General features: G+C 76.0%; 14 protein-coding genes. 10 read left to right on the forward strand and 4 right to left on the reverse strand.

Going from position 1 to position 16,590, the window contains the following annotated elements:
- Positions 1-201: 201 nt before the first annotated feature.
- The 3 genes from aroF to J3P29_RS08560 all read left to right on the forward strand — a co-directional run bounded on the left by aroF (position 202) and on the right by J3P29_RS08560 (position 3,454).
- Entirely contained in the window at positions 202-1,248 is a 1,047-nt protein-coding gene (aroF, locus tag J3P29_RS08550) for a 3-deoxy-7-phosphoheptulonate synthase (protein WP_246851447.1), read from the forward strand.
- A 4-nt stretch (positions 1,249-1,252) separates the two neighbouring features.
- On the forward strand, positions 1,253-2,554 hold the full coding sequence (aroA, locus tag J3P29_RS08555; protein ID WP_210492670.1) for a 3-phosphoshikimate 1-carboxyvinyltransferase: 1,302 nt from the start codon (positions 1,253-1,255) through the stop codon (positions 2,552-2,554).
- Between the two features lie 96 nt (positions 2,555-2,650).
- Positions 2,651-3,454, forward strand: a complete 804-nt coding sequence (locus J3P29_RS08560; RefSeq protein WP_210492671.1) for a DUF6683 family protein — start codon at positions 2,651-2,653, stop codon at positions 3,452-3,454.
- A 30-nt stretch (positions 3,455-3,484) separates the two neighbouring features.
- Here the strand turns inward: J3P29_RS08560 and J3P29_RS08565 are convergent, their stop codons facing one another.
- Together J3P29_RS08565 and J3P29_RS08570 are read right to left on the reverse strand one after the other, a co-directional pair.
- Positions 3,485-4,582 carry a hypothetical protein gene (locus tag J3P29_RS08565; RefSeq protein WP_210492673.1) on the reverse strand — a complete coding sequence of 366 codons (1,098 nt, stop codon included), beginning with the start codon at positions 4,580-4,582 and terminating at the stop codon, positions 3,485-3,487.
- A gap of 136 nt (positions 4,583-4,718) precedes the next feature.
- Complete coding sequence (locus J3P29_RS08570) at positions 4,719-5,981, reverse strand: MFS transporter (RefSeq protein ID WP_210492674.1); 1,263 nt, start codon at positions 5,979-5,981, stop codon at positions 4,719-4,721.
- A 97-nt stretch (positions 5,982-6,078) separates the two neighbouring features.
- On the opposite strand from J3P29_RS08570, the gene cmk reads away from it, so the two are divergent.
- The 4 genes from cmk (at position 6,079) to J3P29_RS08590 (ending at position 10,428) form a co-directional block, all read left to right on the forward strand.
- Entirely contained in the window at positions 6,079-6,714 is a 636-nt protein-coding gene (gene cmk / locus J3P29_RS08575) for a (d)CMP kinase (protein WP_210492675.1), read from the forward strand.
- Positions 6,711-8,192, forward strand: coding sequence for a ribosome biogenesis GTPase Der (gene der / locus J3P29_RS08580; RefSeq protein WP_210492677.1), 1,482 nt, complete (start codon positions 6,711-6,713; stop codon positions 8,190-8,192). The genes cmk and der overlap by 4 nt, the downstream gene beginning before the upstream one ends.
- A 288-nt stretch (positions 8,193-8,480) precedes the next feature.
- Complete coding sequence (gene metK, locus J3P29_RS08585; RefSeq protein ID WP_210492678.1) at positions 8,481-9,701, forward strand: methionine adenosyltransferase; 1,221 nt, start codon at positions 8,481-8,483, stop codon at positions 9,699-9,701.
- A gap of 97 nt (positions 9,702-9,798) precedes the next feature.
- Complete coding sequence (locus J3P29_RS08590) at positions 9,799-10,428, forward strand: pyridoxamine 5'-phosphate oxidase family protein (RefSeq protein ID WP_210492679.1); 630 nt, start codon at positions 9,799-9,801, stop codon at positions 10,426-10,428.
- A gap of 112 nt (positions 10,429-10,540) precedes the next feature.
- Here J3P29_RS08590 and J3P29_RS08595 read toward each other — a convergent pair whose 3' ends face one another.
- A complete protein-coding gene (locus tag J3P29_RS08595) occupies positions 10,541-11,437 on the reverse strand; it encodes an NAD(P)-dependent oxidoreductase (RefSeq protein ID WP_210492680.1) in 897 nt (298 codons plus the stop codon).
- Between the two features lie 295 nt (positions 11,438-11,732).
- On the opposite strand from J3P29_RS08595, the gene J3P29_RS08600 reads away from it, so the two are divergent.
- The 3 genes from J3P29_RS08600 to J3P29_RS08610 all read left to right on the forward strand — a co-directional run bounded on the left by J3P29_RS08600 (position 11,733) and on the right by J3P29_RS08610 (position 15,995).
- On the forward strand, positions 11,733-12,530 hold the full coding sequence (locus J3P29_RS08600; RefSeq protein ID WP_210492682.1) for a hypothetical protein: 798 nt from the start codon (positions 11,733-11,735) through the stop codon (positions 12,528-12,530).
- A gap of 200 nt (positions 12,531-12,730) precedes the next feature.
- Positions 12,731-14,878, forward strand: coding sequence for a primosomal protein N' (gene priA, locus J3P29_RS08605; protein ID WP_210492683.1), 2,148 nt, complete (start codon positions 12,731-12,733; stop codon positions 14,876-14,878).
- A gap of 97 nt (positions 14,879-14,975) precedes the next feature.
- Positions 14,976-15,995, forward strand: coding sequence for a WYL domain-containing protein (locus J3P29_RS08610; RefSeq protein ID WP_210492684.1), 1,020 nt, complete (start codon positions 14,976-14,978; stop codon positions 15,993-15,995).
- On the opposite strand, the gene J3P29_RS08615 is transcribed toward J3P29_RS08610, so the two are convergent.
- Positions 15,992-16,459, reverse strand: a complete 468-nt coding sequence (locus tag J3P29_RS08615) for a VOC family protein (protein ID WP_210492685.1) — start codon at positions 16,457-16,459, stop codon at positions 15,992-15,994. The two genes, J3P29_RS08610 and J3P29_RS08615, sit on opposite strands and share 4 nt — an antisense overlap.
- Positions 16,460-16,590: the final 131 nt, after the last annotated feature.

A 16,590-nucleotide genomic window follows, 5' to 3' on the forward strand; every position in this document is an offset into this window, starting at 1 on the left:
GTCCCTGGCGATTTCGCTAGGCACTCGGTCGCTGCTCGCCCGCCCCGGGCGCGCGGCGCTCACCCCCTCTCCCGCGGGGGTGGCGCGATCGGGTGCCGGACGACCCCACCCCGCCGTCGGGACGGCGCTGTCCGTACGAACCGTTGCAGGCGGACGACGTGGCGCAGGAGCGCGCCGCGGTCGTCCCGGAGGAGCCACCAGATGATGATCGTGATGAAGCAGGGCGCGACCGAGGAGGAGATCCGCGCGGTCGTCTCCCGCGTCGAGGAGGTCGGGGCGCGGCCCCACGTGTCCGTCGGCGAGCAGGTGACGCTCGTCGGCGCCATCGGCGTCGACCCGACCGGCCGCGAGCGGCTGCAGGAGCTCGCCGCCGAGCCGGGCGTCGACCGCCTGGTGCCGATCAGCAAGCCGTACAAGCTCGCGACGCGCGAGATCACGCACGGCGCGGAGTCGACGCTGGAGATCGCCGGCCGCCGCATCGGCGGCGGGGCGTTCGCGACGATCGCCGGCCCGTGCACCGTCGAGTCGTACGACCAGACGGTCGGCACGGCCCGGCTCATGCGCGACCTGGACGTGCAGTTCTTCCGCGGCGGCGCGTACAAGCCGCGCTCGTCGCCGTACAGCTTCCAGGGGCTGGGCCAGGAGGGCCTGGAGATCCTGCGGCAGGCCAAGGAGGAGACGGGCCTGCCGATCGTCACCGAGCTGATGGACGTGCGGGACGTCGAGGCGGTCTGCGAGGTCGCCGACGTCATCCAGGTCGGCGCGCGCAACATGCAGAACTACCCGCTGCTGACCGAGATCGGCAAGAGCGGCGTGGCGACCCTGATCAAGCGCGGGCTGTCCGCGACGCTCGAGGAGCTGCTGATGGCGGCGGAGTACGTCCTGAAGGAGGGCAACCCCAACGTGATCCTCTGCGAGCGCGGCATCCGCACGTACGAGCAGGCGACGCGGTTCACGCTCGACATCGCCGCCGTCCCGGTGCTGAAGGAGCTGACGCACCTGCCGGTCGTCGTCGACCCGTCGCACGCCGCAGGTCGCCGCGACCTGGTGCTGCCCCTGTCGATGGCCGCGGCCGCGGCCGGCGCCGACGGCATCATCGTCGAGACGCACCCCGAGCCCGAGAACGCGGTCTGCGACGGTCCGCAGCAGCTCCGCGCGAGCGAGTTCGGTCCGTACCTGCGGCAGGTCGAGGCCGCCGCGGCGCTCGCCGGCCGCCGTCCCGCCCCCGTCACGACGGCCCTGGCGTAGTCCCGTGGACGTCCGCTTCGAGCCCTCCGGTCCGCTCGCGGGGCGCCTGCGCCCGCCGAGCGACAAGTCGATGAGCCATCGCGCCGCCATGGTCGGCGCGATGGCCACGGCGCCCGTCACCGTCACCGGCTACCTGCCGGCGGCGGACACGCTCTCCACCCTGGCCGCGATGGAGACGCTCGGCGCGACCGTCCGCCGCGACGGCGACCGCGTGCAGATCGCGGGCGTGGGGCTGCGCGGCGCCGACGCGCGGGGCACCACGATCGACGTCGGCAACGCCGGCACCCTGATGCGGCTGCTGCCCGGCTGGCTCGCCGGGCAGGAGGGGCGCGAGTACCGCTTCGACGGCGACGCGTCCATCCGGCGCCGCCCCGTCGACCGCATCGCCGCGCCGCTGCGGGCGATGGGCGCGCGGATCGAGGCCACGGACGACCGGCTGCCGCCGTTCGTCGTGCGCGGCACCCGCCTGACGGGCACGACGTACGAGCTGCCGGTCGCGTCCGCGCAGGTCAAGAGCTGCGTGCTGCTGGCGGGGATGATGGCCGACGGCGAGACGACGGTCGTCGAGCCGGTCGCCAGCCGCGACCACACCGAGCGGATGCTGGCCCGCCTGGGCGTGCCGCTGCGCCGCGAGGGCAACGCGATCACGGTCTCGCGCGTCGACGAGCTCGCGGTGGGCGACCTGCACGTGCCCGGCGACCTGTCGTCGGCGGCGTTCCCGATCGTGGCGGGCGTTCTCGTCCCCGGGTCCCGCGTGCTGATCGAGGACGTCAGCGTCAACTGGACGCGCGCGGGCATCCTCGACGTGCTCGACCGCATGGGCGCGACCGTCGTCGGCGAACGCGAGACGCGCCGCGACGGCCTCGTGCCGGCCGGCGAGCCGGTGTCCGAGCTGGAGGTCACGCACGGCCCGCTGCGCGGCACGACGGTCGAGGGGGAGGAGATCCCGCTGCTGATCGACGAGCTGCCCCTGATCGCGCTGCTCGCGTGCTTCGCCGAGGGCGAGACCGTCGTCCGCGACGCGGAGGAGCTGCGCCACAAGGAGTCCGACCGCATCGCGACCGTCGTCGAGGGTCTGCGCGGCCTGGGCGCCGAGATCGAGGCGACCCCGGACGGGTTCGTCGTGCAGGGCGGCACCGGGATCCGCGGCGGGACGATCCACGCGCACGGCGACCACCGCCTGGCGATGCTCGGCGCCGTCGCGGGGCTGGCGTCGCGCGAGGGCGTCACCGTCGTCGGGATGGAGGCCGCCGAGGTCTCCTACCCCGGCTTCGGCGAGCACGTCGCCGCCCTGCAGCGGGGCTGAGAGACGCCGGGGCGGCCACGAGCGGGGGCGCACGCCGAAGCGCCGGACGAGCGTCGAGGCGCCACGCCTTCCGATCGCGGCGGCTAGGATCGCGCCATGCCGTCCCGTCCCCGTCGCCGTGCGGCCGCGGTCGTCGCCGCGCTCCTCGCGCTCGTCCTCGCGCCGGCCGCCGCCGCGCAGAGCGACCTGAGCTACAACGTCCCCGACCTGACGACGCCGAGCGTGAGCTCGGGCCTGCTGGGCCTGAACCGCCCGCCGGTGTCGTCCGCGGGATCGTCGTCCGGCGGCTCCGCCGCGAAGCGCCGCCCGCCGCGCGCCACCGCGAAGCAGCTCCGCGCCCTGCGCTTCGCGCCGAACGCGGCCCGGACGCGGGCGATCGACGCCGAGGTGACGGCCGCGCTCAAGGGCGCGACCCCGGCCACCGGGCACGCGGCGATCGACGCCCTGATGGGCGGCGGCGAGTACCGCGGCGTGCTCGACGCCGTCACGCGGCGGCTCGGCGGATCCCGCCGGAACCTCGGCGACCGCGTCGGGACGGCGCTCGTGCTCGCCTGGCTGGCTCACGACCACGACCGCAAGCCGGCCGCGGACGACCGGCTGTCGGTGCGGATCACCGACGCGCAGATCCGCGGCGGACGGATCGTCCTGCGCGAGGTCCGCCACGCGCTGGCCCGCTCGAAGGCGGTCCGGCGGCTGTCCGACGCGCGCAAGCAGCGCGGCTCCGAGACCCTCGGGCTGATCGTGGTGCACGTCGGGTTCATGATCCAGGCCCTGCCGTCCGTCGGTCAGGCGGCGGAGGCGGCGCGCCTGCAGGACGGTCTGGCCGCGCAGGTCCGTCGGACGCTCGGCCTCGACCTGCGACGGCTCGAGCTGACCCGGAAGGGCTTCGAGCGGAGCTGACGCCGGACCTCCGCCGCCGCGCCGCCCGCGTCAGTCGACGGGGACCGCCGGCCCCGAGAAGCCGAAGGCCGTCGGGCCCTGGTGGGCCTCGTCGGGCGGGGGCGGCGACCCGGGCGCGGGCCCGACGCCGAGCAGCCGGCCCGTCGCGGGGTCGAGGATCGGCGGCGCGGGATCGCCGTCGGGCAGGTCGAGGGGGACGTCCCACAGGTGCACCCGCCGCGCGGGACGCCGGGCGCCGACGGGGGTGACCGACGCGGTCTGCCCGTACCGCCCTTCGTCGGCCCGGACGGTCACGATGGACCTGCCGTCGGCGGTGAAGCCGGCGACCGAGACGGTGTCGGCCGGGCCGTCGCTGTAGACCTCGAACTCCGTGCCAGACCAGCGGCCGCGCGGCGTGCCGAACCCGACGTCCTGCAGGTCGAAGGTCTGTCCGCCGTCGCGCTCGATCGTGCTCCGGTACACCGCGACGAGGCCCCGGTCGGCCTGGTCCGCGTACCACCACTCGCCGGGCCGCGACGTGCGCAGCCGGACGGGCGCCCGGAGCGTCAGCCCCGTCAGCGTGGCGCGCCAGAAGGTGCTGCGGGTGCGGGGGCCGGACCGGTGCGGGCCCAGGACGTAGTACAGGCGCCCGCGGTCCAGCGCCATGCCGTGGACGAGGCGCCCGCGCCGGCGGAGCGGCAGGCGCCGGGCGGCGCCGGTGTCGAGCCGGACGAGGCGGGTGACGACCGGCGCGTCGTCCGCGTCCTCGGTCGTCCGCAGCACCGCGACGGGCGCGCCGCCGCGCTCCGTCCCCAGCTCCAGGCTCAGCGGCCGGCCGCGGACCGGCACGGTCGTCGCCACCGTCGGCACGCCGCCCCGCAGCGTCCACAGCGCCACCGGGCGCTCGTGGCCGCCCGCCGGGGGCGGGCCGGGCACGGCCCACGCCACCAGGCCGTCGCCCGCGGCGGGGACGACGGACGCCAGGCCCGTGGCCGGCGGCAGCGGCGTGACGATCCCGGGCGCGCGGACGGTGGGGACCGCGGCGCCCGCGGGGGCCGCCGCGAGCGCGGGGAGGGCCGCGGCGAGCGCGGCGACGACGGCGGTGGCGGCGGCGCGTGGCGGTCGCGGCGGGACGGGGCGGAGGGGCATCGGGACGCTCCTAGGCGGGGACGGGACGCTCCGGCACCCTACGCCGCCCGGGCCCCGGTCCGCGCCGGGCGCCCGGCCGCACACGCCGCGGACGCTCGCGGCGGAGGACGACGGCGCCGCGGCCTGCGGCCGCGGCTCAGGACGCCGACGGCGCGGGGTCGAGCGGGTGCTCGGCCTCGTCGCGGCGCAGGCCGAGCCCCCACAGCACCGCGATCCCCGCGAGCGCCGGCCCGACGCCCGCGAGCACGAAGACGGTCGCGACGCCGAGCAGCTCGCCGGCCGGCCCGGCGAGGGCCATCGACACCGGCATGAGCGCGAGGGAGACGAACCAGTCCAGGCTGGACACGCGGCCCTGCAGCCGCGGCGGCACGCGGCGCTGGAGCAGCGTGCCCCAGATGACCTGGCCGCCGGCGTCCACGAGGCCGACGACGACGACGAGCACCAGCATCGCCCAAAGCGCGTCCATCGCGCCCATCAGCGCCAGCGGCAGCGAGCCGACGCCCCACATGAGCAGCATGGCCGTCAGGTACCGCCGCGGCAGCGGTCGGGACGAGACGAGCGCGGCGCCCAGCGCGGACGCGACGCCGAAGCCCGCGAGCAGCAGGCCGTACTCCGCCGACCCGCCGCCGGCCTGCTCGCGCACGGCGAAGGGCAGCAGCACCTCGATCGGGCCGATGATGCAGAGCACGGCGATCAGGGCGAAGAGCAGCGTGCCCCACAGCCAGCGCTCGCGCACGACGTAGGCGGCGCCCTCGCGCAGGTCCGCCAGCACGGAGCGGGCCGCGGCCGCAGCGTCCCCGTCCGCGGGGGCGGGGAGCGGCACGTGCCGCATCGCCACCAGGCACGCGACCGACACGACGTACGTGCCGGCGTTGACGAGCATCGCCGGACCCGGGGCGGTGGCCGCCACCAGCAGCCCGCCGAGCGCGGGCCCCGCCGCCTGCTGCGCGACCGGGCGGATCATCCCCTCCAGCCCGTTCGCGGCGAGCAGCTCGTCCTGCGCCACGAGCTGCGGCACGAGCGCGGTGAACGCGGGGACGAAGAACGCCTCGGCGGCGCCGATGACCAGGCCCCCGGCCACCAGGTGCCACAGCTCGAGGGCGCCCGTGACGGAGAGCACGCCCAGCACGACCGTCACCCCCGCGCGAGCCGCGTCCGCGGCGAGCATGATCCGCCGCCGCGACACGCGGTCGGCGACGACGCCCGCGAGCAGGATGCAGCCGACGAGCCCGACGGAGAAGCCCGTCGTGACGAGGGAGAGCTGGACCGGTCCGCCGCCCAGCTCGATGACCTGCCAGGCGATCGCGACGAGCCACAGCCCGTCGCCGACGAGGGAGACCGCCAGGCCCATCCACAGCAGCCGGAAGTCCCGGTCGCGAAGGGGGCGCAGCGCACGCACGGCGAGGGGTTGTAGCCCATGCGCGGGTGGCCGGGTCGGCCGCCACGGCGCGCGCCCCGCCCGTCCGCGCCGCCGTGCGCCCACTATCCTGGGCCCGATGCTCGTCGCGATCGACGGCCCTGTAGGGGCCGGAAAGTCCACCGTGGCGCGCGCCGTCGCCGCCCGCCTCGGCTTCACGTACCTGGACACGGGAGCGATGTACCGCTGCGTCGCGCTCGCGGCGATCCAGGACGAGGCCGCCGACCGCAAGCGCACGCTCGACGAGCTGCGCATCGACTTCGAGGGCGACCGCGTGCTGCTCGGCTCGTCCGACTCCACGGACGCGATCCGCACGCCCGAGGTGTCGCAGCGCGCGTCCGTCGTCGCCACCGACCCGGCGGTCCGCGAGCACCTCGTCGAGCGCCAGCGCGGCCTGACGCAGCGCGGCGACTGGGTCGCCGAGGGCCGCGACATCGGCACCGTCGTCCGCCCCGACGCCGAGCTGAAGATCTACCTGACCGCCAGCGACGAGGAGCGCGCCGGCCGCCGCGCGGCGCAGACCGGCCGCTCGGTCGAGGAGGAGCTGGCCGACCTGCGCGAGCGCGACGAGCGCGACCGCACCCGCGAGGCGTCGCCGCTGCGCCGCGCCGACGACGCGGTCGAGGTCGACACGACCGGCGTGCCCTTCGCCGAGGTGGTCGAGCGCATCGCGCGCCTGGCCGAGGAGACGCGCGCGAAGGCGGTGGACGCATGAGGCAGGTCGCGATCGTCGGCTTCCCGAACGTCGGCAAGTCCTCCCTCGTCAACCGCCTGACGGGCCGCCGCGAGGCCGTCGTGCACGAGCGCGCCGGCGTGACGCGCGACCGCAAGCACCTCGAGGCGGAGTGGAACGGGCGCCGGTTCGAGCTCGTGGACACCGGGGGCGTCGACGCCCTCGACCCCGACCCGATGGCGTCCGCGATCCTCGACCAGGTCCGCTCGGCGCTCGAGACGGCCGACGTCGCGGTGCTCGTCGTCGACGCGAAGACCGGCATGCGCCCCGGGGACGCCGAGCTGGCGGACATCCTGCGCCGCTGGAAGGGCCCGAAGATCGTCGCGGCCAACAAGATCGACGTCGGGAAGAACATCCCGGACGCCGCCGAGTTCTACGCGCTCGGCCTGGGCGAGCCGCTGCCGGTCTCCGCCAACCAGGGCCTCGGCACGGGCGACCTGCTCGACCGCATCGTCGAGGCGCTGCCCGAGGGCGACGACGCGCCGGACGCCGACGACCGCCTGCGCCTGGCCATCATCGGCCGGCCGAACGTCGGCAAGTCGACGATGTTCAACCGCCTCGTCGGCGACGAGCGCACGATCGTCTCGGACGTCGCCGGCACGACCCGCGACGCGATCGACCTGCCGATCGAGATCGACGGGCGCCGGCTCGTGATCGTCGACACCGCCGGCATGCGCCGCCAGGCGAAGGTCACGGAGTCCGTCGAGTACTACACGACGCTCCGCTCGCAGCGGGCGGTCGACCGCGCCGACGTCGCGATCGTCGTGTGCGACGCCGCCGACGGCGTGACGAGCCAGGACTTCCGCGTCGCCGACATGGCGATGAAGGCCAACTGCGCCACGCTGCTCGTGCTCAACAAGTGGGACGAGCACAACCTGAGCGAGGACGACCTGCAGCACGAGCGCGCCCGCGTGCAGCAGAAGCTGCGCCTGCGCCCCCGGGTGCTCACGGCGTCGGGCCTGACGGGCCGCAACGTCCACCGCGTGATCGCCGAGGCCATCGCCCTGGGCGACCGTCGAAAGGGCCGCATCCCGACGGCGCAGCTCAACCGCTTCCTCGCCGAGGTCGTCGAGGCGAAGCAGCCGCCGGCGGTCCGCGGGTCGCGCCTGAAGATGCTCTACATGGCGCAGGTGGGGGAGAACCCGCCGCGCTTCGCGATCTCGGTCAACGACCGCGCACGCGTCGTCCGCTCGTACGCCTACTACGTCGAGAACCGCCTGCGCGCGCGCTTCGGCTTCGACGGCGTGCCGGTGATCATCGACTTCAACGAGCGCCGCGCGCGCCGCTCCGAGGTGGCGATGAGCCCGGCGAAGCAGCGCCGGCAGATCGAGGCCGAGCTGGCCGAGGACGGGGTCGTCGACGCCGACGAGGACCTGCCCGAGGTCCCCGAGTTCGAGATCGGCCCCGAGATCGACGAGCTGCCCTGGGTCGACACGGGCGACGACCTGCTCGACGACTGAGCGTCCCGGCGCGGGGCGGCCCGCCCGGCGCCGGCCCGCGTACGACGCACGCGTCGTCGCCCCGATGCAGGCCCCGCGGGCGTCGCGGCAGGGCGCCCGCCGAAAGCGCGCCATGTCGATACGCTTTCTCGGCTTCACGGAGCCCCTGCGTGTCGTCGACCGGACGACGCGGGCTCCCGACGGGCGCCCTGCCTCGCGGCGGCGCGCCGGCCGGGACCTCGCGACCCCCGGCCAGGACGGCCGGGCGCGAGGTTCCGTGTCCATCGCCCACGTCGATCCCAGGATCTCATGAGCCAGTACGCCGACAACGAGTACCTGTTCACCTCGGAGTCCGTCTCCGAGGGTCACCCCGACAAGGTCGCCGACCAGATCTCGGACGGCGTGCTCGACGCCGTCCTCGCGAGCGACCCGAACCCGGAGAAGGCGCGCGTCGCCTGCGAGGTGCTCGTCAACACCGGCCTCGCCGTCGTGTCCGGCGAGATCCGGACCGAGGCGTACATCGACATCCAGCAGGTCGCGCGCGACGCGATCCGCAAGATCGGCTACACCGACGGCAACCTCGGCTTCTCCGCCGACTCCGTCGCGGTGCTGAACGCGATCGACCCGCAGTCCGCCGACATCGCCGCCGGCGTCGACGACGCGACCGAGCACAAGAGCGGCTCCGCCGACGAGTTCGACCTCGAGGGCGCGGGCGACCAGGGCATCATCTTCGGCTACGCGACGAACGAGACGCCCGAGCTCATGCCGATCGCGATCCAGAACGCGCACCGGCTGGCCGAGCGCCTGGCGTACGTCCGCAAGAACGGCGACCTGGACTACCTGCGTCCGGACGCGAAGACCCAGGTCTCGGTCCGCTACCGCGACGGCCGCCCGGTCTCGATCGACAAGCTGCTGATCTCGACGCAGCACTCCGAGAACTTCACGGACCAGTCGGCGATCAAGGCCGACCTGTGGGAGCACGTCGTCAAGCACGTCCTGCCCGAGGACATGTACGACGAGAACACGCTCCTCAGCGAGTTCCTCGTCAACCCGACCGGCCGCTTCGTCATCGGCGGCCCCGTCGGCGACACGGGCCTGACCGGCCGCAAGATCATCGTCGACACGTACGGCGGCGCCGCCCGCCACGGCGGCGGCGCGTTCTCCGGCAAGGACTCGTCGAAGGTCGACCGCTCCGCCGCCTACGCCACCCGCTGGGTCGCGAAGAACGTCGTCGCCGCCGGCCTTGCCGACCGCGCCGAGATCCAGGTCTCGTACGCCATCGGCGTCGCGCAGCCGATCTCGATCCTCGTCGAGACGTTCGGCACCGAGAAGATCGACCGCGCGAAGATCGAGAAGGCCGTCCGCGAGGTCTTCGACCTCCGCCCGCTGGCGTACCGCCGCCACCTCAACCTGTTCCGCCCGATCTTCCAGAAGACCGCGGCCTACGGCCACTTCGGCCGCGAGGACCCGGACTTCACCTGGGAGAAGACGGACAAGGTCGACGAGCTGAAGGCCGCCGCCGGCCTGTAGGCCCACCGGCATCGCCGCCCCGCCGCCCGCCGGCGGGGACCGCACGGGCGCCCCACGGGGCGCCCGTCGTCGTTCCGACGCCTGCGACGATGCCCGCATGCCCGACGACGACCGCATCGAGACCGTCGAGGCGCTGCGCGCGATCCTCGGCGAGCCGCTGCCGCACGTGCGCGACAAGGCGCGCGCCGCGCTGCACCCGCTCGACCGGGCGTGGCTGGCGGCGTCGCCGTTCTGCGTCGTCGGCACCGCCGACGCGGCGGGCCGGTGCGACGTGTCGCCGAAGGGCGACCCGGCCGGCCGGCTCGTGCACGTGGTCGACGACACGACGATCGCGCTGCCCGAGCGCCCCGGCAACCGGCGCGCCGACGGGCTGCGCAACGTGCTCGAGAACCCGCACGTCGGCCTGGACTTCGTCATCCCGGGGCGCGGCGACACGCTGCGCGTCAACGGCCGCGCCCACGTCGTGCGCGACGCCCCGTGGTTCGACGCCCTCGTCGTGGCCGGGCATCGCCCGCCGCTGGCGCTGGTGGTCGCGATCGAGGAGGTCTTCCACCACTGCGCGAAGGCGTTCCTGCGCTCGGCGCTGTGGGATCCGGAGACGTGGGCGCCGGAGGCGGCCGTGCCGTCGCGGGCGGCCGTGGCGAAGGCGCTCGACCGCCCCGACGAGCCGCTCGAGGCGCTCGAGGCGTACTACGGGCCGGAGTACGCGCGGCGGCTCTACGGCTGAGCGGCCGGGGCTGACCGAGCGGCGGCGCCCGGACGTGGGCGGGGTGCCGGCCCCGGCGGGCGCCGCGGCGCGGCCGACGTCCGACGGCGCCGGCCCCCGCCGCCCCGCCCGGTCAGTCCCGCGCGACGCCCTTGTAGACGGCGGCGAGGTCGTCGTCTCCGTGCCCGCGGTCGAGCGCGCGCCCCAGGTGCTCCGCCGCGACGCCCGCGATGCCCACGGGCACGCCGGAGCGGTCGGCGGCGTCCCCGACCAGGCGCGCGTCCTTCAGCGCGTTGCGCACGGAGAAGCTCGTCGCGTACGCGTCCTCGAGCATCGCCTGGCCCTTCAGCCGCAGGTACGGCAGGTCGAGCGGGCCGCCGGACACCGCCTCGAGGAACGCCCGCGGGTCGACGTCCAGGCCGTCCGCCAGCGCGAACGCCTCCGCGGTGGCGGTCGTCACGGCGAGCACCCACGAGTTGGCGACGAGCTTCAGCCGCGTGCCGCCGCCCGCGCGGCCGACGCGCATCGTCCGCGAGCCGATCGCGTCGAACACCGGCTGGGCGCGGTCGAGCGCGGCGTCGGGGCCGCTCGCCAGCACGACGAGCGTGCCGTCCTCGGCGGGCTTCAGGGTGCCGAGGACGGGCGCGTCGACGAACGCCACGCCGAGCTCCTCGGCCAGGTCGCCCAGCCCCTCGGTGTCGCCGACGCCGACCGTGCTGGCCTGGATCCACACCTGGCCGTCCGTCAGCGCGGGGGCGGCCGCGGCGATCGTCTCGCGCACCGCGTCGACGGCGTCGAGCATCGTCACGATCAGGTCGGCGCCGCGCACGGCCTCGGCCGGGTCGGCGGCGAGGGTGGCGCCTGCCTCCTCCAGCGGCCCGGCCTTCTCGGCCGTGCGGTTCCAGACGCGCAGCGGCAGGCCGGCGCCCAGGACGTTGCGGCCCATCGGCAGGCCCATGGTGCCCGTGCCCAGCAGGGCGACGGTGGGGCTCTCGGCGGTCACGTGCGTGCTCCGTTCCTCGTGGGACATCGCCGGGCCGGTACCCGTCGCGGCGGCGCGGCACCGGTCGCGGCAGCGGCGAGATGCGGCGCACCAGGAGCCGGATCGGCGCCGCGGTGCTCGTCGGCTTGCTGACCCTTCCGCAGATGGCTGGGGTGGTCCGTTGGACGGCGGGGCAGTGCCGGCAGCAGGGGCGACCGTAGGGGCCACGCGACCGGGTGGGCGGGAAGTCGGTGCCGGGCGCGCCCGTCCGCCGTCGGGGTACGCTCGATGCGGCACTCGGAGATCCTTCCCAGCATGTCGGGCCAAGTCCAGGAATATGAGCGTGAGCGACGCAGGGTGGTACAGTCTGCCGTTCTTGCGGCGGAAGACGTACGGGGATATCGCCCCGGCCGAGGGACGGCCGACGCCTTTCCCTGTGCTCCTCGCGAATGCCATGTTTGACGTCGGCAAGCGGCTGCGGGCTCAACGCGAGCGCTTGGCTTCCCATGGGCCCGAGTACGACATCGCCTATCCGGACAGCCCCGCGGAACACCGGCTCCTGGAACTGCGGGAGCAGGGGTCGAAGTGGTTCGAGCGGATCGACGCGGTGATGGCCGAGGCAGATCCGGGGTACCGGCCTGCGCTCGCGCGGGTCGATGAGCTGGCGCGTCGCGATCGCGACGCGCACGACCAGTTCGTCCTGGCGGGTGCTGGGCTGGCGCCCGTGCCGGAGGAGCGGCTGGTGCAACAGGGCGGCTCGACGCGATTCGGTCCGCTTGTCGACTGGACGTTGTTCGTCTGGTTGGCGGACGAGCGCTTCCTCGCTGCGCTGCGTGACGCCGGCCTGGACGCCGGGGTCGGCATCGCGGACGCCACGATCCTGAACCGGGGGCGGCCGGTCACCACGCACGGCCTGCTGACGGTGGCCGGCCGAGCCGGCGTGCGCTCCGACGCGTCGTCCGACCCGGTTCCGGACGCGGCTGTGCGGCCGGCGGTCGCGCGGCTCTATGGGGACGACGGCACGCCCGAGCAGCTGCTCTTCGACGAGCGCGCGATCGCTGCGCTGAAGACGGTGATGCCCCGTCTCGAGCCGATGCGCTGGGAGGACCCCGTGACCGTCGCGCCCCTTCCGCACCCCTGACCACGGGCGCCGAGGCCCACCGCAGCGCGTGCCCGCGGCGGGTTGGCTTCCCCGCCGCACCGCCGCCCGCACCGTGATCAGCGAGCCGCACTCGCCTGGGCCCCGCAACAGGATGCTCGTGCGGGCGGGTGGGCCGCGCCGCGCCTCGGGACCCCCGCCGGCACGCGGTCCGGCGTCCGCGCCTGAGACCATCGGGGGCGGTGTCCGCCCTCCCCGTCATCCAGGTCGAGCCGCTCGTCTCGACCCGGGGCGTGCGCGGGCCGTTCGACTACGCGCGCCCGGACGGCGTCGACGTCGGCAGCGTCGTCGACGTGCCCTTCGGCCGCCAGCGGCTGCGCGGCGTCGTCACCGGCCTGAAGGCGTCGTCCGAGTACCGGCTGCGGGCGCCGACGCACGTCCACGACGTCTCGCTGCCGCCCGATCTGGTGCGGCTGGCGCTCTGGATGGCCGACGACGTCGTGTCGACCCGCGCCCGCTGCCTGGAGCTGCTGCTGCCGCCCGAGGGCGTCGGCGAGCGGACGCGCCTGTGGGCCGCGGCCGTGCTGCCGCCGCCGCGCCCCGACGGGGCGCCCGCGCCCGGGCCGGACGACGACGTCTACGCGGGTATCCGGCTGACGGACAAGCAGCGCGCGGCCCTGGGCCGCCTGCCGGGCTGGACGGGCGAGGACCTGTCGACGCTGCGGCGCCTGGAGGGCCGCGGCCTCGTGACGATCGAGGAGCGTGCCCACGGGCGGCGCCCCGACCACGCGACGGTCGGCGCCCTCCACGGCGACGGCACGAGCGCCCCGCCGCTCAACCCCGACCAGGCGCACGCCGTCGACCGCATCGCGGCGGTGCTGGCGGCGGGGGAGGAGCTCGAGCTGCGCGAGCGGCAGCTGCTGCTGCACGGCGTCACGGGATCGGGCAAGACCGAGGTGTACCTGCAGGCCGCGCAGCGGACGATCGCGGCCGGGCGGACCGTCCTGGTCCTCGTGCCCGAGATCGCCCTGACGCCGCAGACGGTCGCCCGCTTCCGGCGGCGGCTGGGGGAGACCGTCGCGGTCCTGCACTCCGGCCTGTCGAAGGGCGAGCGCCGCGACGAGTGGTGGCGGCTGCGGACGGGCGAGGCGCGGATCTGCGTCGGCCCGATGTCGACGGTCTTCGCGCCCGTCCCCGACCTGGGGCTCGTCATCGTCGACGAGGAGCACGACAGCGCGTACAAGCACGGCGAGGACCCCCGCTACGACGCCCGGCGCGTCGCCGCGTGGCGCGCGCGCGAGGCCGGGGCGGTGCTGCTCGTCGGCTCGGCGACCCCGCGGCCGGAGTCGTGGGCGGCGCTGCGGCGGATCGGCCTGCCGCGCCGCGCCGACGGGGGCGACATGCCCGCCGTGCGGCTGATCGACGTGCGCGGCACGCGCGGCGCGCTGCACCCCGACGTCCACCGCGCGCTGACGGACGCCCGCAAGGCGATCGTGCTGCTCAACCGCCGCGGGTGGGCGACGTGGATGGAGTGCGCCGACTGCGGCCACACGTGGGAGTGCCCCAACTGCGACGTCTCGCTCGTCCTGCACGGCGGGCGGGACGGCGGCGGGGGCGGCATCCTGCGCTGCCACCACTGCGGCCACCAGGAGCGCCCGCCGACGCGCTGCGTGGCCTGCGGATCGGTGTCCGTCGGGCAGCACGGGCTGGGGACGGAGCAGCTGGCCGACACGCTGCCCGGCCACGTCTACCGGCTGGACGCCGACGTCCGCGACCGCGCGGGCGTGCTCGAGGCGTTCGGCGCCGCCGACCACGGGATCCTCGTCGGCACGCAGATGATCGCGAAGGGCCACGACTTCCCCGACGTCACGCTCGGCGTGGTGGTCGACGCCGACGCGACGCTGCGCTTCCCCGACTTCCGCAGCCAGGAGCGGACGTTCCAGATGGTCGCCCAGCTCGCCGGCCGGGCCGGGCGCGGCGCGGGGGCGGGCGGGGTCCCCGCGCAGGTGCTCGTGCAGACGCGCTCCCCCCGGGAGCCCGCGCTGCTGTTCGCCGCCCGCCACGACGCGCACGGCTTCCTGGTGGAGGAGCTCGAGCGGCGCCGCGACCTGGGGTACCCGCCGTACGCCACGATCGTCCGCGTCGTCTGCGAGCACGAGGACGAGGCGCGCGTCGAGGCCGCCGCGACGGCGCTGGCGCTGCGGATGCCCGAGGACACGCTCGGCCCCGTCCCGCTCTTCCGCCGCCAAGCCCGCTTCCGCCGCCAGCTCATGGTCCGCTCGCCCGCCCGCGCGCTGACGGTCGGCGCGACGCGCGCGGCGGTGGAGGCGGTCGTCGCCGACCCGGCCCACCGCGGGGTGACGCTCGTCATCGAGGTCGATCCGCGGTAGCGCCGCGGCCCGAGCGCCCGCCCGCCCGGCGGCCAGACGGACGCACGCGGAGGAGAAGCGGACAGGGCGTGTCCTCCGTCGCCCGGATGATGGGGTGGTGCCGACGACGACCTCCGCCCGCCTCCTGGCCCTGCTCTCCCTGCTGCAGGCGCGCCGCGACTGGCCGGGGGCGGCGCTCGCGGAGCGGCTCGAGGTCAGCCCGCGGACGGTCCGGCGCGACGTGGACCGCCTGCGCGAGCTCGGCTACCCGATCGCCGCCGTCAAGGGCCCGGACGGCGGCTACCGCCTGCAGGCGGGGACGGAGCTGCCGCCGCTGCTCTTCGACGACGAGCAGGCGGTCGCCCTCGCGGTCGCGCTGCAGCTCGCCGCCGCCGCGGGGGCGGGGATCGAGGAGGCCGCCATGCGCGCCCTCGGCACCGTGCGCCAGGTCCTGCCCGCGCGGCTCCGGCACCGGGTCGACGCCGTGTCCGTCCGCGCCATCGCGGCCTCGGGGGCAGAGCCGCCCGGCGTCGACGTGGCGACGCTCACGACGATCACTGCGGCGGCGCGCGCCCGCGAGACCCTCCGCTTCCGCTACGAGCGGCCCGGGGCGGCGGATGGCCCGCCGCGGCGCGCCGAGCCGCACCACCTCGTCGCCACCGGCGGGCGCTGGTACCTCGTGGCGTGGGACCTGGACCGCGACGACTGGCGCCTGTTCCGGGCGGACCGGGTGCGGCCGCTGACGGGCACCGGCCCGCGCTTCGCGCCCCGCGAGCTGCCGGGCGGCGACCTGGAGGCGTACGTGCGGGGGCGCTTCCGGGGATCCCGCGACGCCTCGGGGGACTGGCCCTGCCGCGGGCGGGCGGTCGTGCGCCAGCCGGCGGCGGCGCTGGCCCCGTTCGTCGGGGACGGCGTGGTGGAGGAGGTCGGCCCGGATTGCTGCCGCGTGACGCTGGGCTCGTGGTCGTGGACGGCGCTGGCCGCCGACCTGGGCCGGTTCGACGCCGAGCTCGAGGCCGTCGGGCCGCCCGCGCTGGTCGACGCGCTGGCGCGCCTGGCCGAACGCTGCGCGCGGGCGGCGGGCCGCCCCGCCGACGCAGCGGCCCCGGGCGACCCGCCGGCTCCGCCGGCCGACTAGGCGGCGGGCTGCACGTCGACGGACCAGGTCACGCCGAAGCGGTCGGTCAGCATGCCGAAGCCCGGCGACCACGCCGACGCCGCGAGCGGCTCCACGACGGTCGCGCCGTCGGCCAGCCGGTCCCAGTAGGTCGTCACCTCGTCGAGGCTCTCGCCCCGCACCGAGACGAAGAACGGCTGGTCTGTCAGCGTGACGCCGTGCTCGCGCCGGGTGGATCCGGCCCGGGTCGGCGCGGCAGCGGCGTCGCCGGTCGCCGGCACGTCGTACGCCATCACCCGGAAGCCGTCGTCGGTCGCCACGTGGCCGAACACGACGCGGTCGGCGCCCGGCTGGTCGGCGGGCATGCCGACGTCGCCGTACGTGGTCACGGCCGCGGTCCCGCCGAAGACGGCGGCGTAGAACTCGAGGGCCTCCCGGGCCCGGCCGTCGGTGAAGTTCAGGTGCGTGGTGGTGGTGATGCTCATCGGTGCCTCGTCGTGGTCGGGTGCGCGGCGATCGCCGTCGTGGTCGAGCGTGACGGGGGAAGAGGCCGACGACTGGCCGCTACTCCGGTCGCCGGCGCGAGGGTCGGCGTCGCGGACAGCGGCTGACCGCC

It is taken from the genome of Patulibacter sp. SYSU D01012, assembly GCF_017916475.1.
GTDB lineage: Bacteria > Actinomycetota > Thermoleophilia > Solirubrobacterales > Solirubrobacteraceae > Patulibacter.

Bases quoted from the DNA above. Each gene is read 5' to 3' on its own strand.
- aroF (WP_246851447.1), top strand. From the start codon at position 202: ATGATGATCGTGATGAAGCAGGGCGCGACCGAGGAGGAGATCCGCGCG.
- J3P29_RS08560 (WP_210492671.1), top strand. From the start codon at position 2,651: ATGCCGTCCCGTCCCCGTCGCCGTGCGGCCGCGGTCGTCGCCGCGCTC.
- J3P29_RS08565 (WP_210492673.1), bottom strand. From the start codon at position 4,582: ATGCCCCTCCGCCCCGTCCCGCCGCGACCGCCACGCGCCGCCGCCACC.
- cmk (WP_210492675.1), top strand. From the start codon at position 6,079: ATGCTCGTCGCGATCGACGGCCCTGTAGGGGCCGGAAAGTCCACCGTG.
- der (WP_210492677.1), top strand. From the start codon at position 6,711: ATGAGGCAGGTCGCGATCGTCGGCTTCCCGAACGTCGGCAAGTCCTCC.
- metK (WP_210492678.1), top strand. From the start codon at position 8,481: ATGAGCCAGTACGCCGACAACGAGTACCTGTTCACCTCGGAGTCCGTC.
- J3P29_RS08590 (WP_210492679.1), top strand. From the start codon at position 9,799: ATGCCCGACGACGACCGCATCGAGACCGTCGAGGCGCTGCGCGCGATC.
- J3P29_RS08595 (WP_210492680.1), bottom strand. From the start codon at position 11,437: ATGTCCCACGAGGAACGGAGCACGCACGTGACCGCCGAGAGCCCCACC.
- J3P29_RS08615 (WP_210492685.1), bottom strand. From the start codon at position 16,459: ATGAGCATCACCACCACCACGCACCTGAACTTCACCGACGGCCGGGCC.